Origin of the sequence: Pseudoalteromonas sp. PPB1, assembly GCF_015356275.1 — a bacterium.
Classification (GTDB): Bacteria; Pseudomonadota; Gammaproteobacteria; order Enterobacterales; family Alteromonadaceae; genus Pseudoalteromonas; species Pseudoalteromonas rubra_D.
In genome coordinates this window covers 19,095-40,459 of sequence record NZ_JACEQV010000026.1, presented here as the reverse complement: position 1 = coordinate 40,459, position 21,365 = coordinate 19,095, and the positions used below count along the sequence as shown (strand labels likewise).

General features: G+C 50.1%; 20 protein-coding genes and 1 pseudogene. 8 read left to right on the top strand and 13 right to left on the bottom strand.

The window, feature by feature from the left end; translation table 11 throughout:
• The first annotated feature begins 37 nt into the window (after nt 1-37).
• The gene (locus tag IY568_RS20305; RefSeq protein ID WP_010386962.1) at nt 38-715 is read left to right on the top strand and encodes a nitroreductase family protein; all 678 of its coding nucleotides are present in this window, start codon (nt 38-40) and stop codon (nt 713-715) included.
• Here IY568_RS20305 and IY568_RS20300 read toward each other — a convergent pair.
• Genes IY568_RS20300 through IY568_RS20290 form a run of 3 tightly spaced genes read right to left on the bottom strand, consistent with a single transcriptional unit; the run spans nt 678 to nt 5,402 of the window.
• On the bottom strand, nt 678-1,778 hold the full coding sequence (locus IY568_RS20300) for an efflux RND transporter periplasmic adaptor subunit (protein ID WP_194868518.1): 1,101 nt from the start codon (nt 1,776-1,778) through the stop codon (nt 678-680). The two genes, IY568_RS20305 and IY568_RS20300, sit on opposite strands and share 38 nt — an antisense overlap.
• Nucleotides 1,771-5,097: an efflux RND transporter permease subunit gene (locus IY568_RS20295; RefSeq protein ID WP_194868517.1), complete on the bottom strand. Its 3,327-nt coding sequence runs from the start codon at nt 5,095-5,097 to the stop codon at nt 1,771-1,773. Before IY568_RS20295 ends, IY568_RS20300 begins: the two co-directional genes overlap by 8 nt.
• Entirely contained in the window at nt 5,094-5,402 is a 309-nt protein-coding gene (locus IY568_RS20290; RefSeq protein WP_010386968.1) for an ArsR/SmtB family transcription factor, read from the bottom strand. Before IY568_RS20290 ends, IY568_RS20295 begins: the two co-directional genes overlap by 4 nt.
• A 114-nt stretch (nt 5,403-5,516) precedes the next feature.
• On the opposite strand from IY568_RS20290, the gene IY568_RS20285 reads away from it, so the two are divergent.
• Both IY568_RS20285 and IY568_RS25360 read left to right on the top strand, forming a co-directional pair.
• Entirely contained in the window at nt 5,517-5,705 is a 189-nt protein-coding gene (locus IY568_RS20285; RefSeq protein WP_010386970.1) for a DUF2892 domain-containing protein, read from the top strand.
• Nucleotides 5,706-5,708: 3 nt separating this feature from the next.
• Nucleotides 5,709-6,055 (top strand): annotated as a pseudogene (locus IY568_RS25360) (rhodanese-like domain-containing protein).
• Here the strand turns inward: IY568_RS25360 and IY568_RS24910 are convergent.
• Nucleotides 6,040-6,543, bottom strand: a complete 504-nt coding sequence (locus IY568_RS24910; protein WP_228553479.1) for a DUF6653 family protein — start codon at nt 6,541-6,543, stop codon at nt 6,040-6,042. The pseudogene IY568_RS25360 and the gene IY568_RS24910 overlap by 16 nt on opposite strands.
• Nucleotides 6,544-6,740: 197 nt before the next feature.
• Between IY568_RS24910 and IY568_RS20275 the strand changes: the two genes are divergently transcribed.
• The gene (locus IY568_RS20275) at nt 6,741-9,326 is read left to right on the top strand and encodes a serine hydrolase (protein WP_194868515.1); all 2,586 of its coding nucleotides are present in this window, start codon (nt 6,741-6,743) and stop codon (nt 9,324-9,326) included.
• Here IY568_RS20275 and IY568_RS20270 read toward each other — a convergent pair.
• The 6 genes from IY568_RS20270 to speA form a co-directional block, all read right to left on the bottom strand.
• The gene (locus tag IY568_RS20270) at nt 9,323-10,141 is read right to left on the bottom strand and encodes a substrate-binding periplasmic protein (protein ID WP_125564328.1); all 819 of its coding nucleotides are present in this window, start codon (nt 10,139-10,141) and stop codon (nt 9,323-9,325) included. The genes IY568_RS20275 and IY568_RS20270 overlap by 4 nt on opposite strands.
• Before the next feature lie 109 nt (nt 10,142-10,250).
• On the bottom strand, nt 10,251-10,682 hold the full coding sequence (locus tag IY568_RS25355) for a hypothetical protein (protein ID WP_323744766.1): 432 nt from the start codon (nt 10,680-10,682) through the stop codon (nt 10,251-10,253).
• Nucleotides 10,613-11,455, bottom strand: coding sequence for a mechanosensitive ion channel family protein (locus IY568_RS25350; RefSeq protein ID WP_323744765.1), 843 nt, complete (start codon nt 11,453-11,455; stop codon nt 10,613-10,615). The genes IY568_RS25355 and IY568_RS25350 overlap by 70 nt, the downstream gene beginning before the upstream one ends.
• Nucleotides 11,452-12,372, bottom strand: a complete 921-nt coding sequence (locus tag IY568_RS20260; RefSeq protein ID WP_194868514.1) for an acetyltransferase — start codon at nt 12,370-12,372, stop codon at nt 11,452-11,454. The genes IY568_RS25350 and IY568_RS20260 overlap by 4 nt, the downstream gene beginning before the upstream one ends.
• 24 nt (nt 12,373-12,396) lie before the next feature.
• Complete coding sequence (locus IY568_RS20255) at nt 12,397-13,320, bottom strand: acyltransferase (RefSeq protein WP_194868513.1); 924 nt, start codon at nt 13,318-13,320, stop codon at nt 12,397-12,399.
• Nucleotides 13,321-13,474: 154 nt separating this feature from the next.
• The gene (gene speA / locus IY568_RS20250) at nt 13,475-15,355 is read right to left on the bottom strand and encodes a biosynthetic arginine decarboxylase (RefSeq protein WP_194868512.1); all 1,881 of its coding nucleotides are present in this window, start codon (nt 15,353-15,355) and stop codon (nt 13,475-13,477) included.
• 238 nt (nt 15,356-15,593) lie between these two features.
• On the opposite strand from speA, the gene speE reads away from it, so the two are divergent.
• A complete protein-coding gene (gene speE, locus IY568_RS20245) occupies nt 15,594-16,460 on the top strand; it encodes a polyamine aminopropyltransferase (protein WP_194868511.1) in 867 nt (288 codons plus the stop codon).
• Between the two features lie 76 nt (nt 16,461-16,536).
• Here speE and hemE read toward each other — a convergent pair whose 3' ends face one another.
• Nucleotides 16,537-17,604 (bottom strand): uroporphyrinogen decarboxylase, encoded by a 1,068-nt coding sequence (hemE, locus tag IY568_RS20240; RefSeq protein WP_010386986.1) that lies wholly within the window; start codon nt 17,602-17,604, stop codon nt 16,537-16,539.
• Nucleotides 17,605-18,246: 642 nt separating this feature from the next.
• On the opposite strand from hemE, the gene rsd reads away from it, so the two are divergent.
• Nucleotides 18,247-18,720, top strand: a complete 474-nt coding sequence (gene rsd / locus IY568_RS20235) for a sigma D regulator (RefSeq protein WP_125564318.1) — start codon at nt 18,247-18,249, stop codon at nt 18,718-18,720.
• Between the two features lie 105 nt (nt 18,721-18,825).
• Here the strand turns inward: rsd and fkpA are convergent, their stop codons facing one another.
• Nucleotides 18,826-19,602 carry an FKBP-type peptidyl-prolyl cis-trans isomerase gene (gene fkpA / locus IY568_RS20230; RefSeq protein ID WP_049863512.1) on the bottom strand — a complete coding sequence of 259 codons (777 nt, stop codon included), beginning with the start codon at nt 19,600-19,602 and terminating at the stop codon, nt 18,826-18,828.
• A 268-nt stretch (nt 19,603-19,870) separates the two neighbouring features.
• Between fkpA and IY568_RS20225 the strand changes: the two genes are divergently transcribed.
• The gene (locus IY568_RS20225; protein WP_125564316.1) at nt 19,871-20,863 is read left to right on the top strand and encodes a WD40 repeat domain-containing protein; all 993 of its coding nucleotides are present in this window, start codon (nt 19,871-19,873) and stop codon (nt 20,861-20,863) included.
• Between the two features lie 2 nt (nt 20,864-20,865).
• Nucleotides 20,866-21,078, top strand: coding sequence for a SlyX family protein (locus IY568_RS20220; protein WP_194868510.1), 213 nt, complete (start codon nt 20,866-20,868; stop codon nt 21,076-21,078).
• 33 nt (nt 21,079-21,111) lie between these two features.
• Here IY568_RS20220 and IY568_RS20215 read toward each other — a convergent pair whose 3' ends face one another.
• Nucleotides 21,112-21,312, bottom strand: coding sequence for a YheV family putative zinc ribbon protein (locus IY568_RS20215; RefSeq protein ID WP_010386993.1), 201 nt, complete (start codon nt 21,310-21,312; stop codon nt 21,112-21,114).
• Nucleotides 21,313-21,365: the final 53 nt, after the last annotated feature.

Sequence of the window (21,365 nt, the reverse complement as noted above, 5' to 3'; positions counted from 1 at the left end):
TATAACAAAATATAAACAAAAAAGACAAAGGTAAATCATGAAACAACATGCGAACGTGCCTCTCAACGATTTTATTGAGTACCCACAGGAAGAAATGCTCAGCCGCGCCACGGCATTTCTGGATGAAGCAAAACGCCGCCACACTATCCGCAGCTTTAGCGACCGTCCGGTGCCCAAAGAGATCATCGAAGCCTGCATCAAAACGGCTGGCTCAGCGCCCAGTGGCGCTAACCATCAGCCCTGGCATTTTGTGGCCATTCACAGTCAGGACGTAAAGCAACAGATCCGTGCAGCGGCAGAGCAGCAAGAACAGGCTTTCTATGAAGGCCGTGCTGGCGAAGAATGGCTTGATGCTTTAAAACCGTTAGGCACCGATGCAGATAAGCCTTATCTGGAGCATGCTCCCTGGTTAATCGCCATCTTTAGCCAGAAAAAAGGGGGTATCCACACCGAAGATAAAAATACCAACTACTATGTCCATGAATCCGTTGGGATTGCGACTGGCTTTTTGATCCAGGCGCTGCACCATGCTGGACTGGCGACCCTGACCCATACACCAAAGCCCATGAGCTTCCTGACCGAGATCTGTCAGCGAGATAAAGAAAACGAGCGACCCTATATGTTACTGATCGCCGGTTATCCAGCAGAAGACGCAACCGTTCCGGAGCACGCCCTGGTTAAAAAGCCGCTTGAGGAGATTGCGACTTTTCTGTAGTCGTTGTTAACGCTGTCGGTGATCCCGTCACCAGGTGTTCACCGGCACGCAAACCACTGATGACTTCAACCTGCTCACCATACTCTCTGCCGAGACGAATAAAGCGACTCTGCACCTGCCCGTTATGTAACACAGCGACTTTGCTGAGCTGACCATAATGCTGTACCAATGATGTTGGGATCAATATCGCCTGACGTCCGTTACCAGGCAGTTTCAATACAGCATACATGCCCGGTATCACCCCTTGCATCCACTGCATATCCAGCTTTACGGTAAAACTGCGCGCATCGCGATCTGCGACTGGCACCAGCTCGCTGATGGTGGCATATTGCGTGGCTTCCGCGGCCGGGATACTGATCTGATAACGCTCCCCCACCGCCAGCTCCGGCAACAACCGCTCCCGTACAGACACCTCAACCTGCAACTGTGCCGGATTGTAAATAGAGACTAGCGGCGTGCCCGGGTTAAGCATTGCACCGGGCTCTTGCAGACGCGCTACCAGTGTCCCTGAGATAGGTGCCCTGACCTGAGTATAGCCTAAGGCCACCTCTGCCCCAGCCTGCTGTTGCACCAGGGCGGCTTTTCTAGCTGACAGCTCATTGACCTGAGTCTGCCATTCATCGACCTGGTTATGCGCTACCAAACCTTTTTGCTGCAAGGTCAGAGCACGCTCAAGCTGTTTTTGTGCCTGGCTTAGCTGTGCCAGATTAGCCTGTTGCTCCGCTTTAACTGCACGTAATTGTGCTCGCAGATCGGCATCATCCAGTGTGGCAATCAACTGACCTGCCAGGATCGTATCACCAGAACGCACCGTCAGACTTTTGAGCTGTGCCAGCACACGGCTGGCGACAACCGTATTGTGTTTGGCAATCACACTCCCGGGGATCTGCTCTACGTCATAAACCAGTTGCTGCTCCACCTCATACAACTGAGGGAGTGGCCTGTTATCCAGGGTCTTATCTCCGGGTGTCACAGTGTCGTTAAATAATCCAGCCATCCAGGCAACCGCCAACAGCAATAAGGCGATCGCCAGCAACGGACGTACCCATCGAATATCAGACATGCGCAGTCTCCAAATCATCAGAAATCGGGGCTGGTGTATTGTCTTCGTCGGGCGTTTTGAACACCAGATAATAGACAACCGGCACAACCAGTAAAGAAAACAGGGTTGAGGCAACAATGCCAAACATGATTGCCAGCGCCAGGCCACTGAATACAGGATCCAAAATGATCACCAGATTGCCCAGCAAAGTGGTCCCCGCAGTCAGTAATACGGGCCGCATACGCACACTGCCGGCACGGATCAAAGCAGCCTCCAGTGGCATGCCTGCCTGTCGGGCCTGGGTAATAAACTCCACCAGGATCAGTGAGTTTCTCACCACAATACCGGCCAGTGCAATCATGCCGATCATCGCGGTGGCGGTAAACAGGACAGGATCGGGTGACCCAGCAATGGTGCGTTCACCCAACTGATTAAGCACCCAAAAGCCGGGCATAATCCCTATCATGGTTAAAGGAATGGCAGACATGATGATCAGTGCCACCGCACTGGAAGCGGTCTGCCAACGTAAAATCAAGAAAATAGCCGCCAGCGCAAAAGCAAAGGCAATACCCATATCCCGAAACACTCGGATGGTGATGCGCCACTCTCCTTCACCGCTGAAACGATACTGTGTGCCCTCAGGTAGCTGCCAGGATAAACCGCTACCACTGCTGAGAAAAGTGCGTTGCTGCCAGGGTGTCATGTGTGTTTCGTTCTGCACAGGAACACCCGCTTGTTGCTCATCAGCTACCACATCAGCTATTACCTCAGCAGGTGTGCGGCCATTTAATTCCGCAAAAACATAAATGACTGGCGCCAAATCCTTTCGGTAAATCGCAGGCTCTGCCACCAAAGTCTGCATATCTCCGACTTCAGATAAGGCCACCATAGGTCGGGCTGCCCGGCTAAGACCAAAATTATCTTGCGCCTGAGTCACGTCGCTGCTGCCACGGATCTGAGTTGCGAGTAAGTCCGACCAATGCTGACGGTCCGAATAAGCCAGCTGTAACGTGACCGGCACCGGCTGAGCCTCACGAGGCTGATATAACAATCCGGCCTGCATGCCACCACTGACCAACGCCAGAGTATGGTTTATTTCTATGCTGCTCACTCCGGAGAGCGCCGCTTTTTGTTTATCAGTCACAAATCGCTGTAATGTAACCGGGGCGGACAAAGAGGTATCAACTTCCGCCACATGAGGCTCCTGGCGCAAGCGTGCCGCCAGCCTCAGCGCTGCATCGCGGTGCGTATCCGTGGCAATAAAGGGATCAGCATAAACCTCGGCAGTTAGTGTGCTCATAACAGGGGGACCCGGCGGCACTTCCACCACTTTGATCACCGTGCCATCACGATTAAACTCCGCCAACGCTTTGCGCAGCCGCAACACCACAGCATGAGACTGGTGTGCGCGCTCACGCTTGTCTAGTAACACCACCCGTAGCTCCGCCAGGTTGTCACTGTGACGACGATAATATCCCCGCACCATACCGTTGAAATCCATACTGGAAGGCTGGCCCACATAGGCGGCAATCGCACTCACCTCATTCATTTGCCAAACGCGTTGCTGCACTGCGCGCGTGATACGCGCGGTGGCTTCCAATGTGCTGCCCTCCGGTAAATCAATCAGCACCTGAACTTCATTTTTATTGTCATAAGGTATCAGCTTGAGTGGGACAGCCCGAAACACAGGTAAACTGGCACTCAACACAAACAGCACTAACATCACCCACAACACCCCTTTAGCCTTGCGTGGCGAGCGCAGCAAAGGCGTGAGTAATGCCGCATACCAGCCATTATCCACGCTCACTACTGATGATGGTTTGGCGCTCAACAGGCGGCTCGCCAGCCAGGGCGTAATAAACAAAGCCACCCCGGTTGACACAATCACACTCACGGGCACATTAAAGGCCATAGGGGCCATGTAAGGACCCATCATCCCGGTGATGTAAGCAAGCGGTAGAAACGCCATCATAATGGTCAATGTCGACATCAGTAACGCGGTGCGGATCTCCATCATCGCGCTCACAACCTGCTGCTGACGCGGTTTACCGGGCACCAGTATTCGGCTGATGTTGTCGATGCCCGTGATAGGATCGTCCACCAACAGACCCAGCGAGAGGATCAGGGCAAACAGGGTCACCCGGTTAATGGTGTAACCAAACGCCCAGTCCAGCGCCAGCGTCACCCCGTAACACACGGGGATCGCCAGCCCGACCACAATCGCCGGTCGCCAGCCAAGAAAGACACCGACAAAGATCACCACAGTCAGCACCGCAAAGAGCAGGCTAGCCATCAAATCATTGACCTTTTCATCGGCTGTCTGGCCGTAGTCGCGCAATACCTTAATCTCGACTTCCGGTGGCAATAGCTGAGTTTGCAGCTGGCCCATCAGCGCGTGAACCTGCTCAGCAACGGATACCGCATTGCTGCCTTTTTGCTTAGCTACACTGAGGGTCACCAGTGGCAGATCCTGGCTGCTATCACTGATCGCCAGCCACTGGTACTGTTCGGGCTCACCCGGCCCATCTTCAATGCGCGCGACATCTTTGAGTTTCACGGCGCGCCCGTTGACCACAGTGATCACTAACGCGCGCAACGCCGCGGCAGTGCGCAACACGTCGCCAGACTCAAGTACAACCTGCTTGCTGCCCGCGATGCGCTTGCCAACCTGTTGCAACTGATTGCTGTTTTGAATCGCGGTTAACACGTCCAGCGGCGTGCTCTGGTGTGCCGCTAATGCCGTGGCATCCAGCCAGACATTCAGCTGGCGCTGTCGTCCAGCCACCACCTTGACCTCGCTGGTGTCGGGTAACCGCTGCAGCTGCGTTGAGATCTCCTGAGCAAATCGGGTTAAGTCATAATCGTTGTATTGTTGAGGTGCGGTACTATATAAGCCCAGCATAACAATCGGCACATCGTCGACTTCGATGGGCCGGATCTGCCAGTCGCTGACCACAGTGGCCATCTGGTGCTCATTGGCATACAGTTTCGTGTAGGTATTTAGGATGGCCTGCTCACGACTCTCTCCAACATGAAATCGCAGTGTAACCACGGCGGAGCCACTGTTGGTGATCGAATAAACATGTTCTACACCCGGAATTTGCAGCAGCAGCTTCTCAAGCGGCGTGGTGACAAGACGCACTACTTCGGGTGCGGCGGTATTGGGCACCGTGACATGAATATCTAACATCGGCACCACTATCTGAGGCTCTTCCTCCCGCGGCATGAACTGTAAAGCCAGTACACCCAGCACCATAGCAAAGAAGAAAAACAGCGCAGGCAAGCGACCAGTCAGACTCTGGCGTATCGCTCGCTCAGTAAAGCCCACAGTGCCATTCATGGTGTATCCTTGTCGGCACAGAAGAGCTGATAAAGCTGCTGCAAGATCACCAGCACCTTGTCATCCGCAATGCGGTAATACACAGTAGCACCAGCGCGTCGTGAAGCAACGACCCCAGTTTTCCGCATTGCAGCCAGGTGCTGAGACAGTGCAGATTGAGCCAGTGGAACCCGCTCATTCAACTCACCGACACTGAGTTCTGTACTTTGCAAACTGCATAAGATCATCAACCGATTCCGATTCGCGAGCATCTTAAGTAATGCTTCAGCCTGTGCGGCGCTGTCGGCCATTGCGTGTAAATCCATACTTTTCCCCACCTCAATGATGTGGCGAGTATAGAACATAACATTAGAAATTTCTAATATTAGATCTTGCTAATGTTAAATCTTGCCATATACTTGAAGTTGGGAGGTACACTTATGAGACTGGAAGCCGCTATCAGATTGATCGCCGGCAGTATGTTGATACTGTCATTGTTACTTACCTGGTTTATGGATCCGCGCTGGGTGTGGTTGAGTGTGTTTATCGCATTAAACCTGATCCAATCCGCCTTTACAGGCTGGTGTCCAATGATGACCTTACTCAAAAAACTTGGAATGGAGAATTAACGGATGCTGACATCCCCACAGGACATTTTAAAAACCGTCAGGCCCAATCAGCGCTGTATCAGCGCGCAACAGGCCAAAGCAGAAATGGCCACCAATCAGGGCTTATTGATTGACGTGCGAGAGCCTCAGGAGCATCAGGAAAAAGCTGCCCCGGGGGCAATGAATATTCCCCGTGGCGTGCTGGAGTTTCAGTTACCCTCTGTCGAGAAAGATCCAGGTCGACCTCTGTACTTGCACTGTGCCGCTGGCGGCCGGGCGGTGTTTGCGGCAGAGCAACTCACCCGCATTGGCTACCAGAATGTCAGCGTGATCACCTGTAAGTCGATGAGGTGTGTCAGGTCTTTGCCTGACGCGCCGCTATTTCGGCATCTGTGCGGGCCACACTCTGATACAGCCAGACCATACGATCAAGAAACCAGGTCTTGCTCAGGATCACCCCCAGTGCGCCGACGCTGGTACTGATGGCTTCCTGAAACCACAGGCCAATACCACATACCAGGGTACTCAGTGTTAGCAGCGCCATGATGATTTTAATCACCTGATAATGCACCAGTGGCACTCGCTCCAACTGATAAATTAAGATCTGCTCTCCCAATACGGCTTGTGACGCCCAATTATGGGTGTCTCTGGGTTTACTGAAACACCTAGGGTTCAACCACACCCAAAGTAACAGTCCTACCAGCAGCGGCCAAAAAGCCACCTCCAGCCAGTCGCGCCACCACAGACACGCAATCAACAAAGGCAAACAAGAATAACGACTCCAGACACTCCAGGGGTTGGCATGGCGCGCCCACACTTCTTCGCTCATGGCGAAATACTTCGCAGCAGTTCGTTGCATCACTTCAACCTCATACGATCAGTTTAGTTCTCCTCCAGTGTAGCCAGAGTCGGCGTTACCCTCTGTTTAAAAATGTCAATGGCCGGGTACATTTTCTGACCCTTTGGCGCAACTCGCTTACAGCGCCGGCACCCCTCAGCCCCTACACTGGCCACACTACAACAACACATTTGGGTTATTCAGTTAAGGACACAGTCATGTTCAAAGGCTTTTCTCTGCTCACCTCAGGATTGATTGTCAGCGCCGTGCTCAGTGGCTGCGGCGACAGCAAGGATCATCGCGGGGCATTACAAAAGCACCCGGGGGTCTGGCAGAAAACCGCCTATGGTGAAATACTCGATATCCGCGCAGATCGCATGCAACGTTATGAATTTAACACTCATGCCTGTATCAAAGTGGCACAACGTACCCTGCCACTGAGCTCTGCTCCTGAGGTAACCCAGGCTAAGCTCAGGAACACGGGACAGCTGCAACTGACTTATGCGGGCGAAGTCTATCCGCATATCTATGATCCACAGGCGTCACTCCCCGATGCCTGTCAGTCGCCCTTATCCGTTGATACACAAGCCAGCCCTACGGAGGTGTTTGAATACTTCTGGCATGCGTTTAACGATTATTACGCCTTTTTTGCGCTGCGCGACATGGACTGGCAGGCGCAATACAACCATTACCGCCCACGAATCCATGATGCGATGTCTGACGATGATTTATTTGAGGCGTTAACAGAAATGATTGCCCCCCTTGCCGATGGTCATGTGTCGGTTGCCAGAACTCCTGGCCGCCCCTATTTTGTGATGAAAGATGCGCCTATTTTGCGCGCAGCGCGGGGCACAGCCAGTTACTACCTACGCTATAACATGCAACTGACCGATGAACAGGTCTTTTCAGAGCTGGTTCTGGACTCACTGCAAGTTACTCAGCAATATCTGGAGCCTGGCAGTATGGGCAGCTTTCCGGCTGAGCAAGAGGAAAAAACCCTGCTATGGGGTAAGACCAAAAACAACATTGGTGTACTGGTGATCAATAACCTCGCGCACTTCAGTAGCGACGCAGAGGCGGATGAAACTGAGCATCTCGACGCAGCTAATGTGCTGATTGATGGCATTATGGCAGAGCTGGCCGATACTGAGGGAGTGATCCTGGACATTCGCAACAACACTGGCGGCGATGATGCCATAGCTCTGGCTATTGCCTCTCGCTTCAATACCAGCAAACGCCTGGCATTTAATAAACAGGCTCTGAACCAGGCAGGCCAGGGCGTATTGCTCAGCCAGTCTTTGCAAACTCACCCCGATGCGTATACCAAGCCCATTTATTTGCTCACCAGCCAACTGACCATCAACGCTGGCGAAATTCTGGCTATGGCCATGATGCATCTGCCACACGTAACCTTGCTCGGAGAAGAAACATCTGGCGCCTTGTCGGATAAACGCTTTTTCACCTTACCCAATGGCTGGCAAATATCGCTCTCAAATGAAGTCTACCGGGATGCACAGGGTAATTTATATGAACAACGCGGTATCCAGCCTGATATCGCAGTACCTGCATTTTCCATGCATGCACTCGAAAGCGGTCGGTTTGAAAGTTATGATCATGCACTGACTTTACTGGGTAAAGACCCCAAACCTCAACTCACCATTAGAGAATTTGAACGTCAGCTCAGGGCGCTTCAGCAACAGGGGAATATTCCCGCCGTGGCCGTTAATATTATTCACGACGGCCAGTCGGTCTATCAGCAGGGGTTTGGCAATGTGGATGAACAGGGCACGGAAGTTAACGTACATAGCCGCTTCTATCTGGGTTCGGTGAGTAAAACACTGCTGGGGGCGACCCTGGCCCAGGCCGTTGAGCAACAACAGGTTGATCTCGATGCGCCTGTGGAGCATTACCTGAATTTCTCTATCGACTTTGGCGTACCACTAGCTCAGCCCATTACGTTACGGCAGTTGATCACCCACACCAGCGGCATCATGGACGTCGAGGCAGTCTATCGCTGTAATTACTTTGTGCATGCCGACGGTAGCAGTTTGTACAATCGCTTCAGCCAGCAGTCTGTGTGTGAAGAACCTGCAAACACCAACCTCGACCGTTTCTTCGCCGCTTACCTGACACAATCCGGCAGCCACTATCACACTGACAATTTTGTCAGTCGCTTTGGTCTGCGCAATAATGAAGCCGCCGTATACTCCAATATCGGTGCTGCACTGGCAGCTTATGTCACAGAGCAGGCAAGTGGACAAACCCTGTCGGAGTTAACCCAGGAATATGTCTTCACCCCACTGGCGATGCAGCGTAGTGAATGGGGCATTGCACAACCAACAACATCTGTGGTGCACCGCTACATTCACCACCCAGACACGCAACAGCTGCTCCCTTTGCCTGATAATGGCAACATCACCTACAGTGAAGGCAGTGCGATTTCTACCGCACACGATCTGGGCAATTTTCTAATTGCCACCATGCAACAGGGCAAACTCAATGGAGAACAGCGCATCCCAGCACGTGCCATAGCAGCCATGTTGAGCCCACAAACCAATGTCCCGAGTATCTCGGTAGAGCGAGGTTTCTTCTGGGGGCTCGATGGCGACAAAATCTACCACAGCGGGGAAGATCCGGGTGTACTCACCCAGATATATGGAGATATGCGCCATCAGCGCGGTTTTGTGCTGCTGACCAATGCAGATTCAGGGAACGACACCAGTGCTCAGGCTTATGACGACATCGCGCAGCTGGTGCTGGCATTCAGTTACAGCTTCATGAAGGAGCCGCATACCGCACGTTAAAAGGTATTTTTTGGTGTACTCCCCGTCTCTTCTGATAACAGCTGAGGCGGGATAGCTGGCAATTGATAAGGCGCAACCAACTTGTCCAGGATTTTGTTTTTTGCCATTCGCTGCATATGTTCAGTGAACTCGCGCCCCACATGGCTTTGTGCAAACGCACGACTCATCGCCATGTGCCCATAAATCACCTGAGTATGACGATAGTCCATTTTTCTTAGCTGGTGCGCGGGCTGAGCAAGCACATTCATGGCCAGATCAGCCGTATCCTCTACTGCAATCACGAGATCAACCCGACCTTTTAGCACCAAATCTACAGCAGTACGTTCAGAAGGTACTTCAACCTTATCGAGACGACTGTCCTGATCAAAACGAGGGAAAAACGCTGCACCGCGCATCACTGCAATCCGCTTACCAATGAGATCTTCATAGCGACGTACTTCAATCTGACTATGTTGATGACTGTAAAAAACAAAGGAAGAAGATAAAGCCATATAAGGAGGCGTCACAAATGCCATTTGACGTTCACGATCTGGCGTTCTGATCAGTCCACCCATCACATCGACTTCCCCCTGTGCCAGCATTCGAATACAACGAGAAAAAGGACAAGGAACGGCTTTGACAGCGATGTCTTCATCACTGTGGTGTTTAATGTAATTAAGAATATCGAGAATTAACCCTCGTGCGTTACCCTTATCATCCAGGGCACTGTAAGGGGGAGCGTGGTCGATCGCTACCAGAATTTGTTCATGGTCTGCCAAGGCCTGTTTTGTTGAACACAAGCTCATCACCAGCATGATTGCTACAAAATACTTCATTGCACTACCTACCTCTTGGGCAATTCAGCAACCTAACTCGTCTCCATGTCACAAATATGTCATAAAAAGATAAAGTCTGAATCGTTAAGATAACACAAGGATTTGCAGCTTACTCTGGTTTTTTGTGATTTATTTCGTTTTGATGACTTGAAATAACCTGGTACGGTCGCAGCCCAAAATATGGCATCACCGTCAAGACGTGGTCCAGCACATCAGCCTGTAAATGCTCATACTGCACCCAGCGTTTGTCCCTGCTGAAACAATATAATTCTACCGGCAGACCATATTGTGTCGGTGCCAGCTCTCGTACCATACAAAGACAATCCGAATTTACCTGAGGATGTGCCTTCAGGTAGGTTTCGGCATAACGACGAAACACAGAGACATTGCTCCACCGCTGCGCAGTAGTATCTTGTATCAGCGCAGCAACCTCAGGTAACGCCTGACCAAGCGCAGTCAGCTCATCCTGACTTAGTAAGCGAATAGAATCAAAATCAAGGTAGATTGCGCGCTTGATCCGTCGCCCACTGGACTCTTGCATGGCGCGCCAGTTTTTAAACGAGTCGAGATAATTTTATAGGTTGGAATAGTTGTGACCGTGTTATCCCAGTTACGTACGCGCACTGTATTCAGGCCAACCTCAATGACCTCACCGTCCGCACCAAATGCATCCACCTGGATCCAGTCACCCGTTGCCAGCAAGCGGTTGGCTGCAATTTGAATACTGGCCACCAGCCCAAGAATGGTGTCCTTAAACACCAACAGCGTGACCGCAGCGATGGCACCAAATCCAGACAAAATATAGGTTGGCGATTTATCGATGGCCAGGCTGATCACCAAAATGGCACAAACAATAAAAATCAGTAATTTGCTAACCTGCACTAAGCTCTGAATCGGCACACTTTTAGCGAAAGGCTGTTGCTCATAAATCGCGTTCACAATGTTGACCAGGCTACTTAGCAAAAAACCAATACTGATGATTAGGAGCCCCTGAGACACCACACTCAATACATTGAATAAACCTTGTGGCGCCAGAAACAAGGCTTCTTTGAACGCGATAAACAATAGCGTACACACCACCATTGAAAAGCGACCGCTGAATTTACTTAGCTGAGGTGCCAAAAAGCCGATTTTTGAATTGGAGTAGGCACCCAGAAACTGCTGTACCCGTGGCAAGAGCCATTGGCGGATCAACCAAAATACCAGCAGCAATATCACCAGCGCCAGTAAGTTGGTACTCCATATCAACAGCCCACTGTGCGACGTTGCACCAAGCCAGGGCGTGAGTGCTTCACTAAGGTGTGTCACCTTCATAGCTGTTTCACCTCTTCGCCACACACAGCCCCTCGGGCTTGCTGCTGCTCCCAGTACGCTATCAGCTGTGCATCTTTGTTGAGCCACAACTGGTTGAGATAAGCCTGAAAAGCAATCCGATATTGTTTGTCTGTCTGATAGTTCCCTTGAGGTACGGTTGTCATAGACAACAACTGGATCCGCACCTCAATACGTTGCAACTTACCGCACATAAAGCTCCGGCAAATATGCTGATCCGGGCTTTGATAAATCACGGTGGCATCGAGCAGGCCGTCCAGTTGCTGTGCCAACACCTCCAAGGCAAACGCAACACCACCGGCTTTGGGCTTAAGCAAATAATGAAAAGCCTCTCCCTGACGTAGATGCTTTTGCGCAGTAAAGCGCGTACCTTCCACAAAGTTGATGACCGTTGTCGGGTGCTGTCGAAAATGGCGACAACTGTGTCGGGTTCGCTCAACATCCATGCCTTTGAGCTTGGGGTTTTTGGCAATTTTCGCCTTGCTTGCCCGTTTCATAAAAGGCATGCCCAGTGCCCATGCACCGGTGCCAATCAGAGGCACGTATTTGAGCTCGTCTTTAAGAAAAAATTTCGGAGCAGGTAACCGGTCGAGCGCACTCAGCACCACAATATCCAACCAGCTGATATGGTTCGCAACCAGTAAATACCAGGCCTGATTGCTCATGTGATCGGGTATACTCAGGGTGATATCAGGACAGCCCAGCTGGAGCCCGAAACGGTTGCCCCGACACCAGCCTTTATAAGCCCAATGTAGGATGTCTGAAACACCACGTAGTGGCAAAACGCACTTCACCAACCCCAGCGCAAACACGATGATACCCCACAATAGCGTATTCGCCAGTAGTATCATCGTTGCAGTTCCCCCGGCTAACCAGGCTGGTAAAAACTTTCTCAACATGCCACCTCCTTCACCCGCTTTTTATCAGGACTGCTGCGACTTTTCGTGATGTTCGGCGGACACCTGAGGACTGCCATGGCGCGCAACTAAGTCGACTAACTCTTGATCTTTTTGCCCCCACAGCCGATTCAATTCGCTTTGGAAGCGTACCCTGAACTCGCTGTCATTGCTGTAGTCGCCAATCAGATCTGCACTCACTGGCATCAGCTCAACCTGTACATTGACCTCGCCAACGCGACCCGCGACAAAGTCCATAAAACTGGGGGTCCCCTGCGGATAATGAATGGTAACATTCACCACCTGATTGATCTGCTCTCCCATTGCCTGCATCACAAACGCAATCCCGCCGGCTTTCGGTTTTAGCAAATGCTGGAATGGACTGCGCTGCTGCGCGTGTTTCTGTTCGGTAAAACGCGTCCCTTCCACAAAGTTCACAATACTTACGGGCATGGTTTTAAATTTCTCACACGCCTTTCGGGTCGTTTCAACGTCTTTGCCTCGCAGCTTAGGGTTTTTCTTCAACTGACTTTTACTGGTGCGCTTCATAAACGGGAAATCCAGGGCCCACCAGGCCAACCCAAGTACAGGTACATACAGTAATTCTTTTTTCAGAAAAAAGTTCAGAAAAGGGATCTTACGATGTAATACCCGCTGCAAGATCAATATATCAACCCAGCTCTGGTGATTGGCAATCACCAGGTACCAGTCTTTGGCTTTCATCGTCTCTGGCATTGACACATTAAGACGATACGGTGAAATAACAGACTGGTTAAGATTATTACCGGCAACCCATAAACTGGCGCACCCTTTGGCGATGCGACTGGCCACTTTTTGCAGTGGCGCAATAGGTAATAGTTTGATCACGCCCATCAGAAAAATGGGGATAAACCAAACCAGTGTATTAATGGCGTATAACAATAACCCCAGCACCTGGCGGATTAGCGACATGCAATGTTCCTTTACTACGACTGATGATGGTCCGTATGACAGTGCACTCAGACCATATGATTAGAATAACGAACTGGCCCTATTACATCATACCGAGGCCTTGGCTGCCAAGCATCGCTAGGCAGCCCGCGCTGACTTGCGGATCGATTCAAGCTCAATCTTCAAAATAGGTATAGCCGCTAAGTCCGGCGTGTAACTGGGTCAGGTAATCGGCTTTCGTTGCTTCATCAACCTCAAGAGCGGAGATTTGCGTGGTAAAGTTTTCCGCCAGCGCCGCTTTGTCATAATGAACAAACCTCAGCACGTCCTCAACGCTGTCACCTTTAATGGCATTGCTCAACTCATACCCTGTCTGAGTGAGTTCAACATGAACCGAATCCGTATCGCCAAACAGGTTATGTAAATCGCCAAGAATTTCCTGATAGGCGCCCACCATGAACATCGCAATATGATATTGCTCACCCGGCTGATAAGGCGGAATAGGCAAGCTGGACTCAATCCCTGCACCTTCTACATATTCTCGGATCTGCCCATCTGAATCACACGTGATATCCTGGATCACCGCACGCTGAGTCAACGGCTGATCCAGTGACGCAATAGGCATCACCGGAAACAGTTGCTGGATCCCCCAAACATCTGGCAGAGACTGGAATAGCGAGAAATTCACAAACAACTTATCGGCCAGCTTTTCATTGAGCTCATCCAACACCTCACGGTGCGAACGCGAATGCACATTCAGGCACTCTCGGACTCGTTGCAGGGTGGTAAAATAAAGTTGCTCAATTTGCGCCCACTGCTGCATGTCTATCAGACCATGGACATATTGATCATGACCATCACCAAACAGATGCATCGCATCATGATAGGTTTCTATTGCGAGCCTGGGTGTCAGTCGTTGCAGTGACAACCATAACTCCTGCTGGATATGGTGTGCAGAGGACGTTGGGGCGCTCGGCGTGGTCTGAAAAGGCGCTTGCTCTACATCAATCACGTCGGTGATCAGTACAGCATGGTGTGCCGTCAGTGCCCGGCCAGATTCAGTAATAATATCGGGGTGACGCAGACCATGCTGCTCAGCTACTTCGGCAAAAGCCCCTACCACATTACGGGCGTATTCAGCCACTGTGTAGTTCATTGAGCACGCACTGCGAGAGCCTGAACCTTCGTAATCTACCCCCAGGCCACCACCTACATCTACTGTTTTTAGTGGTACACCCAACTGTGACAGCTCTGCATAATGACGGGCGCATTCACGCAGTGCGCGTTGAATATCACGGATGTTGGCGATCTGCGAGCCAATATGAAAATGCACCAGCTGCATCAGATGCAGTTTGCCCTGAGCGGTTAGCTTGTCTACCACACTCAGTACCTGACTGGCTGTCAGACCAAATTTGCCTTTTTCACCGCCGGTGTTTTGCCATTTCCCTTTGCCAATGGAGTTCAGACGGATACGAATACCTATGGTAGGCTCAATGCCCAACACGGAGATCTCCTTAAGCAAAGTATCCAGCTCAGACAGCTTCTCAATAACGATGTGCACTTTATGTCCCATGGCCTGGCCTATCATCGCCAAACGCAAAAACTCGCTGTCTTTGTAGCCATTACACACTATGGTGATGGGGTCTTTGGCAATCCCTAAAATCGCCATAAGCTCGGGCTTAGAGCCCGCTTCCAGTCCAACCAAGCCACTCGGGTGTGCCAGTAATTTGCTCACCACAGAGCGCTGTTGATTCACTTTGATGGGGTAAACACAGGTATACTGCCCCTGATAGGATTTTGCAGCTGTCGCATGTGAAAAAGCCTGTGTCATGGTTTCAACGCGACTATTTAGAATATCGGTAAAACGCACCAGCACCGGCAAGGTCAAGCCTTGCTCTTTAAAGCGCTCGGTTAATTCAACCAGAGAAATGGCCGGCTTTGCGCGATCACCATCGGGATAGGCGACTAACTCCCCCTGATCATTGATGTCAAAATACCCTTCACTCCAGTGCGTAACATTATAAGTGGCTCGTGCGGTTTGCAAACCCCAGGTCATGGCAATCTCAATTAACTAGCTTTACAGATCGCATATTTTAATACTTAAGGCCAAGATGTGACAATCTTTTGCCACCCCATCTGCAAAACCAGGCATGATTTATCTGTCGTGCAGGCAACCTGAGCCAACCTGCGGTATTTTGTCCCTAACCGAGTCGGTGTTTATACGCTAAAATAGATTGAGCTGGGGCGAAAGCGCTGGCAAAATCTCTGAAAATTACATCTGCATGAAGGCAACAATGTCAAATTTAGAAGCAAACCGCTGGTTTACTGAGATCAGCGACCGTGATGGTAGCGCGTTTTCTTTACGCGTCACTCGTAAACTGGACGAGATCCAGTCGCCATTTCAGAATGTTGAAATGTATGAGACCACAGATTTTGGCAATCTGATGATCATTGACGGCTGTACTATGGTCAGCACCCGGGAGAACTTTTTCTATCATGAAATGATGAGCCACCCGGCTTTGTTTTCTCACCCAGCCCCTAAAAATGTTGTGATCATCGGTGGTGGTGATTGTGGCACACTGCGCGAAGTACTTAAGCATCCGGATGTAGAAACCGTGACCCAAATCGACATTGACGAAGTCGTTACGCAAATGTCGCTAAAATATTTTCCAGAGCTCTGTGCCTCGAATGACGACCCGCGTGCAACCGTCATGTTTGACGATGGCATCAAGTATATGCACGATGCTGCACCAGAATCAGTCGATGTGGTCATTGTGGATGGCACCGATCCAGTAGGCCCAGGCGAAGGCCTGTTCAACCATGCATTTTATACCAGCTGCCTCAAAGCATTGCGCCCGGGCGGTATTTTAGTGCAGCAAAGTGAGTCTCCTCTGATGCACATGAACCTGCTCAAAGCCATGCGTCAGGCAATGCTGGACGTGGGGTTTGTGGACTTGCAAACGCTGCCTTTCCCACAGCCTATCTACCCGAGCGGCTTGTGGTCGGCGACACTGGCACGTAAAGGGGAAGCGTTTAACGGCTTCCGTGAGCAAGATGCCGAGCAGGCCAGCTTTGAAACTGAGTATTACAACACCGGCGTACACAAAGGCGCACTGGCAACCCCAGGTTTTATGCGTCGCGCTTTTGAAAGTCAGGACTAATCGGTCATCACGGTATCCTTTTCATAAAAAAACCCGGCAACAGCCGGGTTTTTTATTAATTACATCAAGCTATCAGTTAATCCTGATGGTACTGACGGCTAAACTCATGCACTGCATTAATAAACACGCCGGCATTTTCCGGGTCAACATCTGGAGTAATACCATGCCCCAGGTTGAACACATGCCCCGACCCCTGACCATAGCCAGACAGAATGTGCTGTACTTCTTCGCGAATACGCTCTGGCGTACCATGCAACATAGACGGATCCATATTGCCCTGCAAAGCGACTTTATCACCAACACGACGTCTGGCATCCGCAATATCAATCGTCCAGTCCAGACCAACCGCGTCACAACCCGTTGCCGCAATGGCTTCAATCCACTGGCCGCCATTTTTGGTGAAGAGTGTGACCGGCACTTTACGGCCATCATTTTCACGGATCAGACCATCAACGATCTTGTGCATATATTGCAACGAAAATTCTTTGTAATCACGCGGGCTCAGTACGCCACCCCATGAGTCAAAAATCATCAGCGACTGAGCACCGGCTTTCACTTGGGCATTCAGGTAATCAATAACTGAGTCTGCCACTTTATCCAGTAACAAGTGCAAAGTCTTAGGCTCAGCGAAGGCCATCTTCTTGATCTTGCCGAAGGTCTTGCTGCTGCCGCCTTCAATCATGTAAGTCGCCAGTGTCCAGGGTGAACCAGAGAATCCGATCAGTGGCACTTCACCTTTCAATTCACGGCGAATGGTGCTCACAGCATTCATCACATAACCCAGCTCATCGGTCGGATCCAGCTTAGGCAGCTTTTGTACATCACTCAGCGAGCTGATTGGACGCTCAAACTTAGGTCCTTCACCGGTTTCAAAATACAAGCCCAGACCCATTGCATCCGGGATCGTCAGGATATCGCTGAATAAGATCGCCGCATCAAGCGGGTAACGACGCAACGGCTGAAGGGTGACTTCACACGCCAACTCTGCGTTTTTACACAGGCTCATAAAATCTCCGGCCTGCGCACGGGTCGCGCGATACTCAGGAAGATAGCGGCCTGCCTGACGCATCATCCAAACGGGCGTAACATCTACGGGTTGTTTCATCAACGCGCGCAGGTAACGATCATTTTTCAACTCGCTCATAGCGTAATTTCATTCCAATGCTGTAAAAATTGCTCAGATTGTATCATTAACTTCAATACGTCACTATTGAAACAGCACGCAAATTCCCACCAGTATGATCTGGATTAATCCTCTCCCCCTGAACCGGTCACTTTTTATTCGAACGGCATAAAATTAAAACCCTTTTACTTCAACACATTACAAACCAGATTAAAAACACCCGATTAAACTGTTTGCAACAAGGGTAAAAGCTTGCTATAAATTTGCTGCGCTAAGAAGAATAAAAACACCTTTAAAACCAATAAAAATAAAGCTCTATTGCTAAACTGCATTGATAGCCGCTCAGGAATACCCCCTGACGCGGCTTTTTTGTTTAACTAATTTTCAACATTTTAAGCCGCCTCACTCTTCAGTTTATACAATCCGCTCGTAAACAAGAGTTATTCCCGCACCTACATCGGAGACACACCCTGTTATTTGCTCACTTGGCTAAAAAAGAGGTTGACCTTTTCATCAGATTTCCTTTTTATAGAAGACAGATAAACATAATCGGCATCACCGCTTTTAGGTGGTCACTATTAAGTTTTGACCCCACTTTGGGTCACACTGTGCCGATGTTTTTGGCAAGCCACGGGCAGATGATGACCCGCTAAGGAGATAACTATGCTGTCACGCTTAGAACAAGCCCAACAAAGGTGGGGAGGTAGCCATAGCGTTATCGACAACTGGTTAGCTGAACGACAGGAGCTTTTGCTGCTGTATTGTAAGGTTGCAGGCCTGTCTCCATTTGAACAGGATGACCGGGCACTGCCTGATCAGCTACAAATTCAGACTTTTTGTCAGATCCTGATGGATTACCTGTCCGCCGGACACTTTGAGATTTATGACAACCTGGTCGCAGCGTGTAAAGAGAAGGGCCCGCAAAGCCTGAAACTGGCTCAGTCATTGTACCCTAGGATCACTGACACGACCGACCTGGCACTGGATTTTAACGACAAATATGCAGAAATGCAGTCGGAAACTCTGATGACAAACTTTGACAAAGATCTGTCGGAGCTCGGTGAAGCCCTAGAATTACGCTTCGCACTCGAAGATGAGCTCATCGATAACCTCTATGCCAACCACAGCGAAGATTAATATCAGCTGTGCTTGACCTCGAAAATTGATATAAAAAAGACCTGACGGTCCTTTTTTTATATCTGCTTTCAGTTGCCTCACCTTTAGATGAGGCATCAGCAGGCATTACTCTGAGTCGTGCGCGTGATCGTGGCCGTGCTCTTTCTCTTCCTGGATTTCCAGCAGCTCTACTTCAAAAACTAAGGTTGAGTTAGCAGGGATTTTACCCAGGTTGCGCTCACCGTAGCCCAGTTCTGAAGGAATAGTGAACTTGTACTTAGAGCCAACCGCCATCAGCTGCAGACCTTCAGTCCAACCCGCGATAACCTGGTTCAGTGGGAAAGTAGCTGGTTGGTTACGCGCATAAGAGCTGTCGAACTCAGAACCGTCAAGCAAAGTACCTTTGTAGTGTACTTTCACGATGTCCGTTGCAACTGGCTTTTTACCTTCACCTTCGCTCAGTACTTCATACTGCAGACCCGAGTCAGTGACGTTTACGCCATCTTTCTTCGCGTTCTCAGCCAGGTACTCAGCACCTTCAACTTTGTTCTTCTCAGCATCAGCTTGTGCTTTCGCTGCTTGCTTTTCACGTACAGAAGAATCCAATGCAGTTAGTACTTCACGAATTTTCGCTTCGTCTAGTTTTGCATTTCCATCTAGTGCGTCTTTAAATCCACGCATGATCAGTGCCTGGTCCAGCTCAATACCAAGCTCTTTTTTATCTGCCATATCTTTTTGCAGGAAGTTACCAACGGATGCACCGATACCATAAGCTTGCTGCTGAACTTCAGTCTCCAGCTTTACTTCTGCAACTTGCGCTGTTTTTTCTTCTGCTTTTTGGTTACAAGCGGTCAGTGCCAGAACCGAGGCAGCCACTAAAGATAACTTAATTGTGTGTTTCATGTTTTCTCTCCGACAAACCCAGGCTCAGAGTCAAATATCACTATCCTGGTTGGGTGTCTTTGTTAAAATTATATTAATCTTAAAAAAGGGTGGATGTCACATTACCATCCGTAGCGCATAAAGCCAAATTTCTCTTTTTGACGCAAAATTCATTTCGAGATCGGCGACATTGATATACCGATAGGCTAATATCAGTTTTGTGACCTCTACAAATTACCCATTAGTCTACTCGGTGCAAATCATGGAGTTAAGAGGAAATACCGATTTTATGCCCAAATTTTTATGGCGCAACGCTCAAACTGCTTTAATTATCACCGCATCACTGTTATCTGGTTGTTCAACAGACAGTTCAGATGCATTGCTGACCGTTGAACATGCCGCACGTGGTGCATTCGCCGCGGCTATTTCACACGATGGGCGTTACAGTTTAGTGTCATCCATCGAACATGGCGTGGTTTTATGGGATAACACCACCCATGGTTTAAAATATCAGTGGTCCCAGTCGCAACAAGCGGATGAACTGGTGCACTCTCTGGCCATCGCCCATGACAACTCCAGTGCCGTCACTGCAGCCAACGATCGCTTTGCAATCTGGCGCTTGTCCGATGGACAAAATGTTGGTTATTACCAGATTGAACAAGGCACCATTCGCGACATCGCCATCAGCAACGAAGGCCGTTATGTCTTATATGGACGCAGCGACAATGTGGTTGTGCATCTCGACTTAGAAAGCGGCAGACGCATAGAGTTCCTTGGCCACCAAGAAAAAATTAACAGTATTGCTTTATCCCCCAATGGCCACTTTGCGTTAACCGGCGCAAATGATTACAGCGCTTACTTTTGGGATACCCGGACTGGCCAGGTTATCCATAGATTCAATCACCCCAGCCGGGTCACTAAAGTCGCCTTGGATCCCCAGGGACGTTACGCGTTTACAGCAGACAGTATGAAAAAGGCCAGCATCTGGCAACTCACATCAGGTGAAATCAAAGCGCAATTACAGTATATTGCGCGGCAGAAAATATTCAGTGCCGTGCGCTTTAATCAGGATGGGCAATTAATTGCAACGGGCTCGCCAAACAGACAACTGACCCTGTGGCAGGTTGATAGTGGTGAAAAGCTGGCGACCTGGCGCGTCAAGCCACGCGAGGGAAGCCGGCCTAAGTCTGCTGTTGTCTTTGATGTGGCGTTTACCGGGAATGATGAAACCCTGTTGACAGAGAGCTCCAGCGGCCTGTTAGAACAATTTGCAAGAGAGTAATCATGACAGACCTCGAAGATCGCATTAACGAACTGGAAGCCAAAGTAGCATTTCAGGACGAAACCATAGAAATTTTAAACAACGAACTGAGTGCGCATCAGGCACGTCTGGCAATCATGCAGCGGCAGGTTGAGTTACTGGCAGAAAAAATCAAAGAAGGCAAAGATCCGGGCATGATGCCCCAGCATCAGGAGCCGCCTCCACCACATTATTAGCCTGACTACGGAGCCAAGCCATTTGAGCTCCGGTTATTCTGGCCTGAATACCCCGATAACCTGCTCAAACTGGCGTGTTGAGGCCTGAACAGCTTCTTTCGGCTGTGTCATGATGTGACCACACTTCACACATTCCACCTTTTCCACGTCATGCTCTTTGTACAACATCATGACATCAGCTTCGTGACACTCAGGACAAGATGCCCCTGCAATAAAGCGTTTTTTCTTTCTCACCTTTAGTTACCTCAGGTTAGCTGATCCGTAAACGGTTCAGTTGACGATTCATA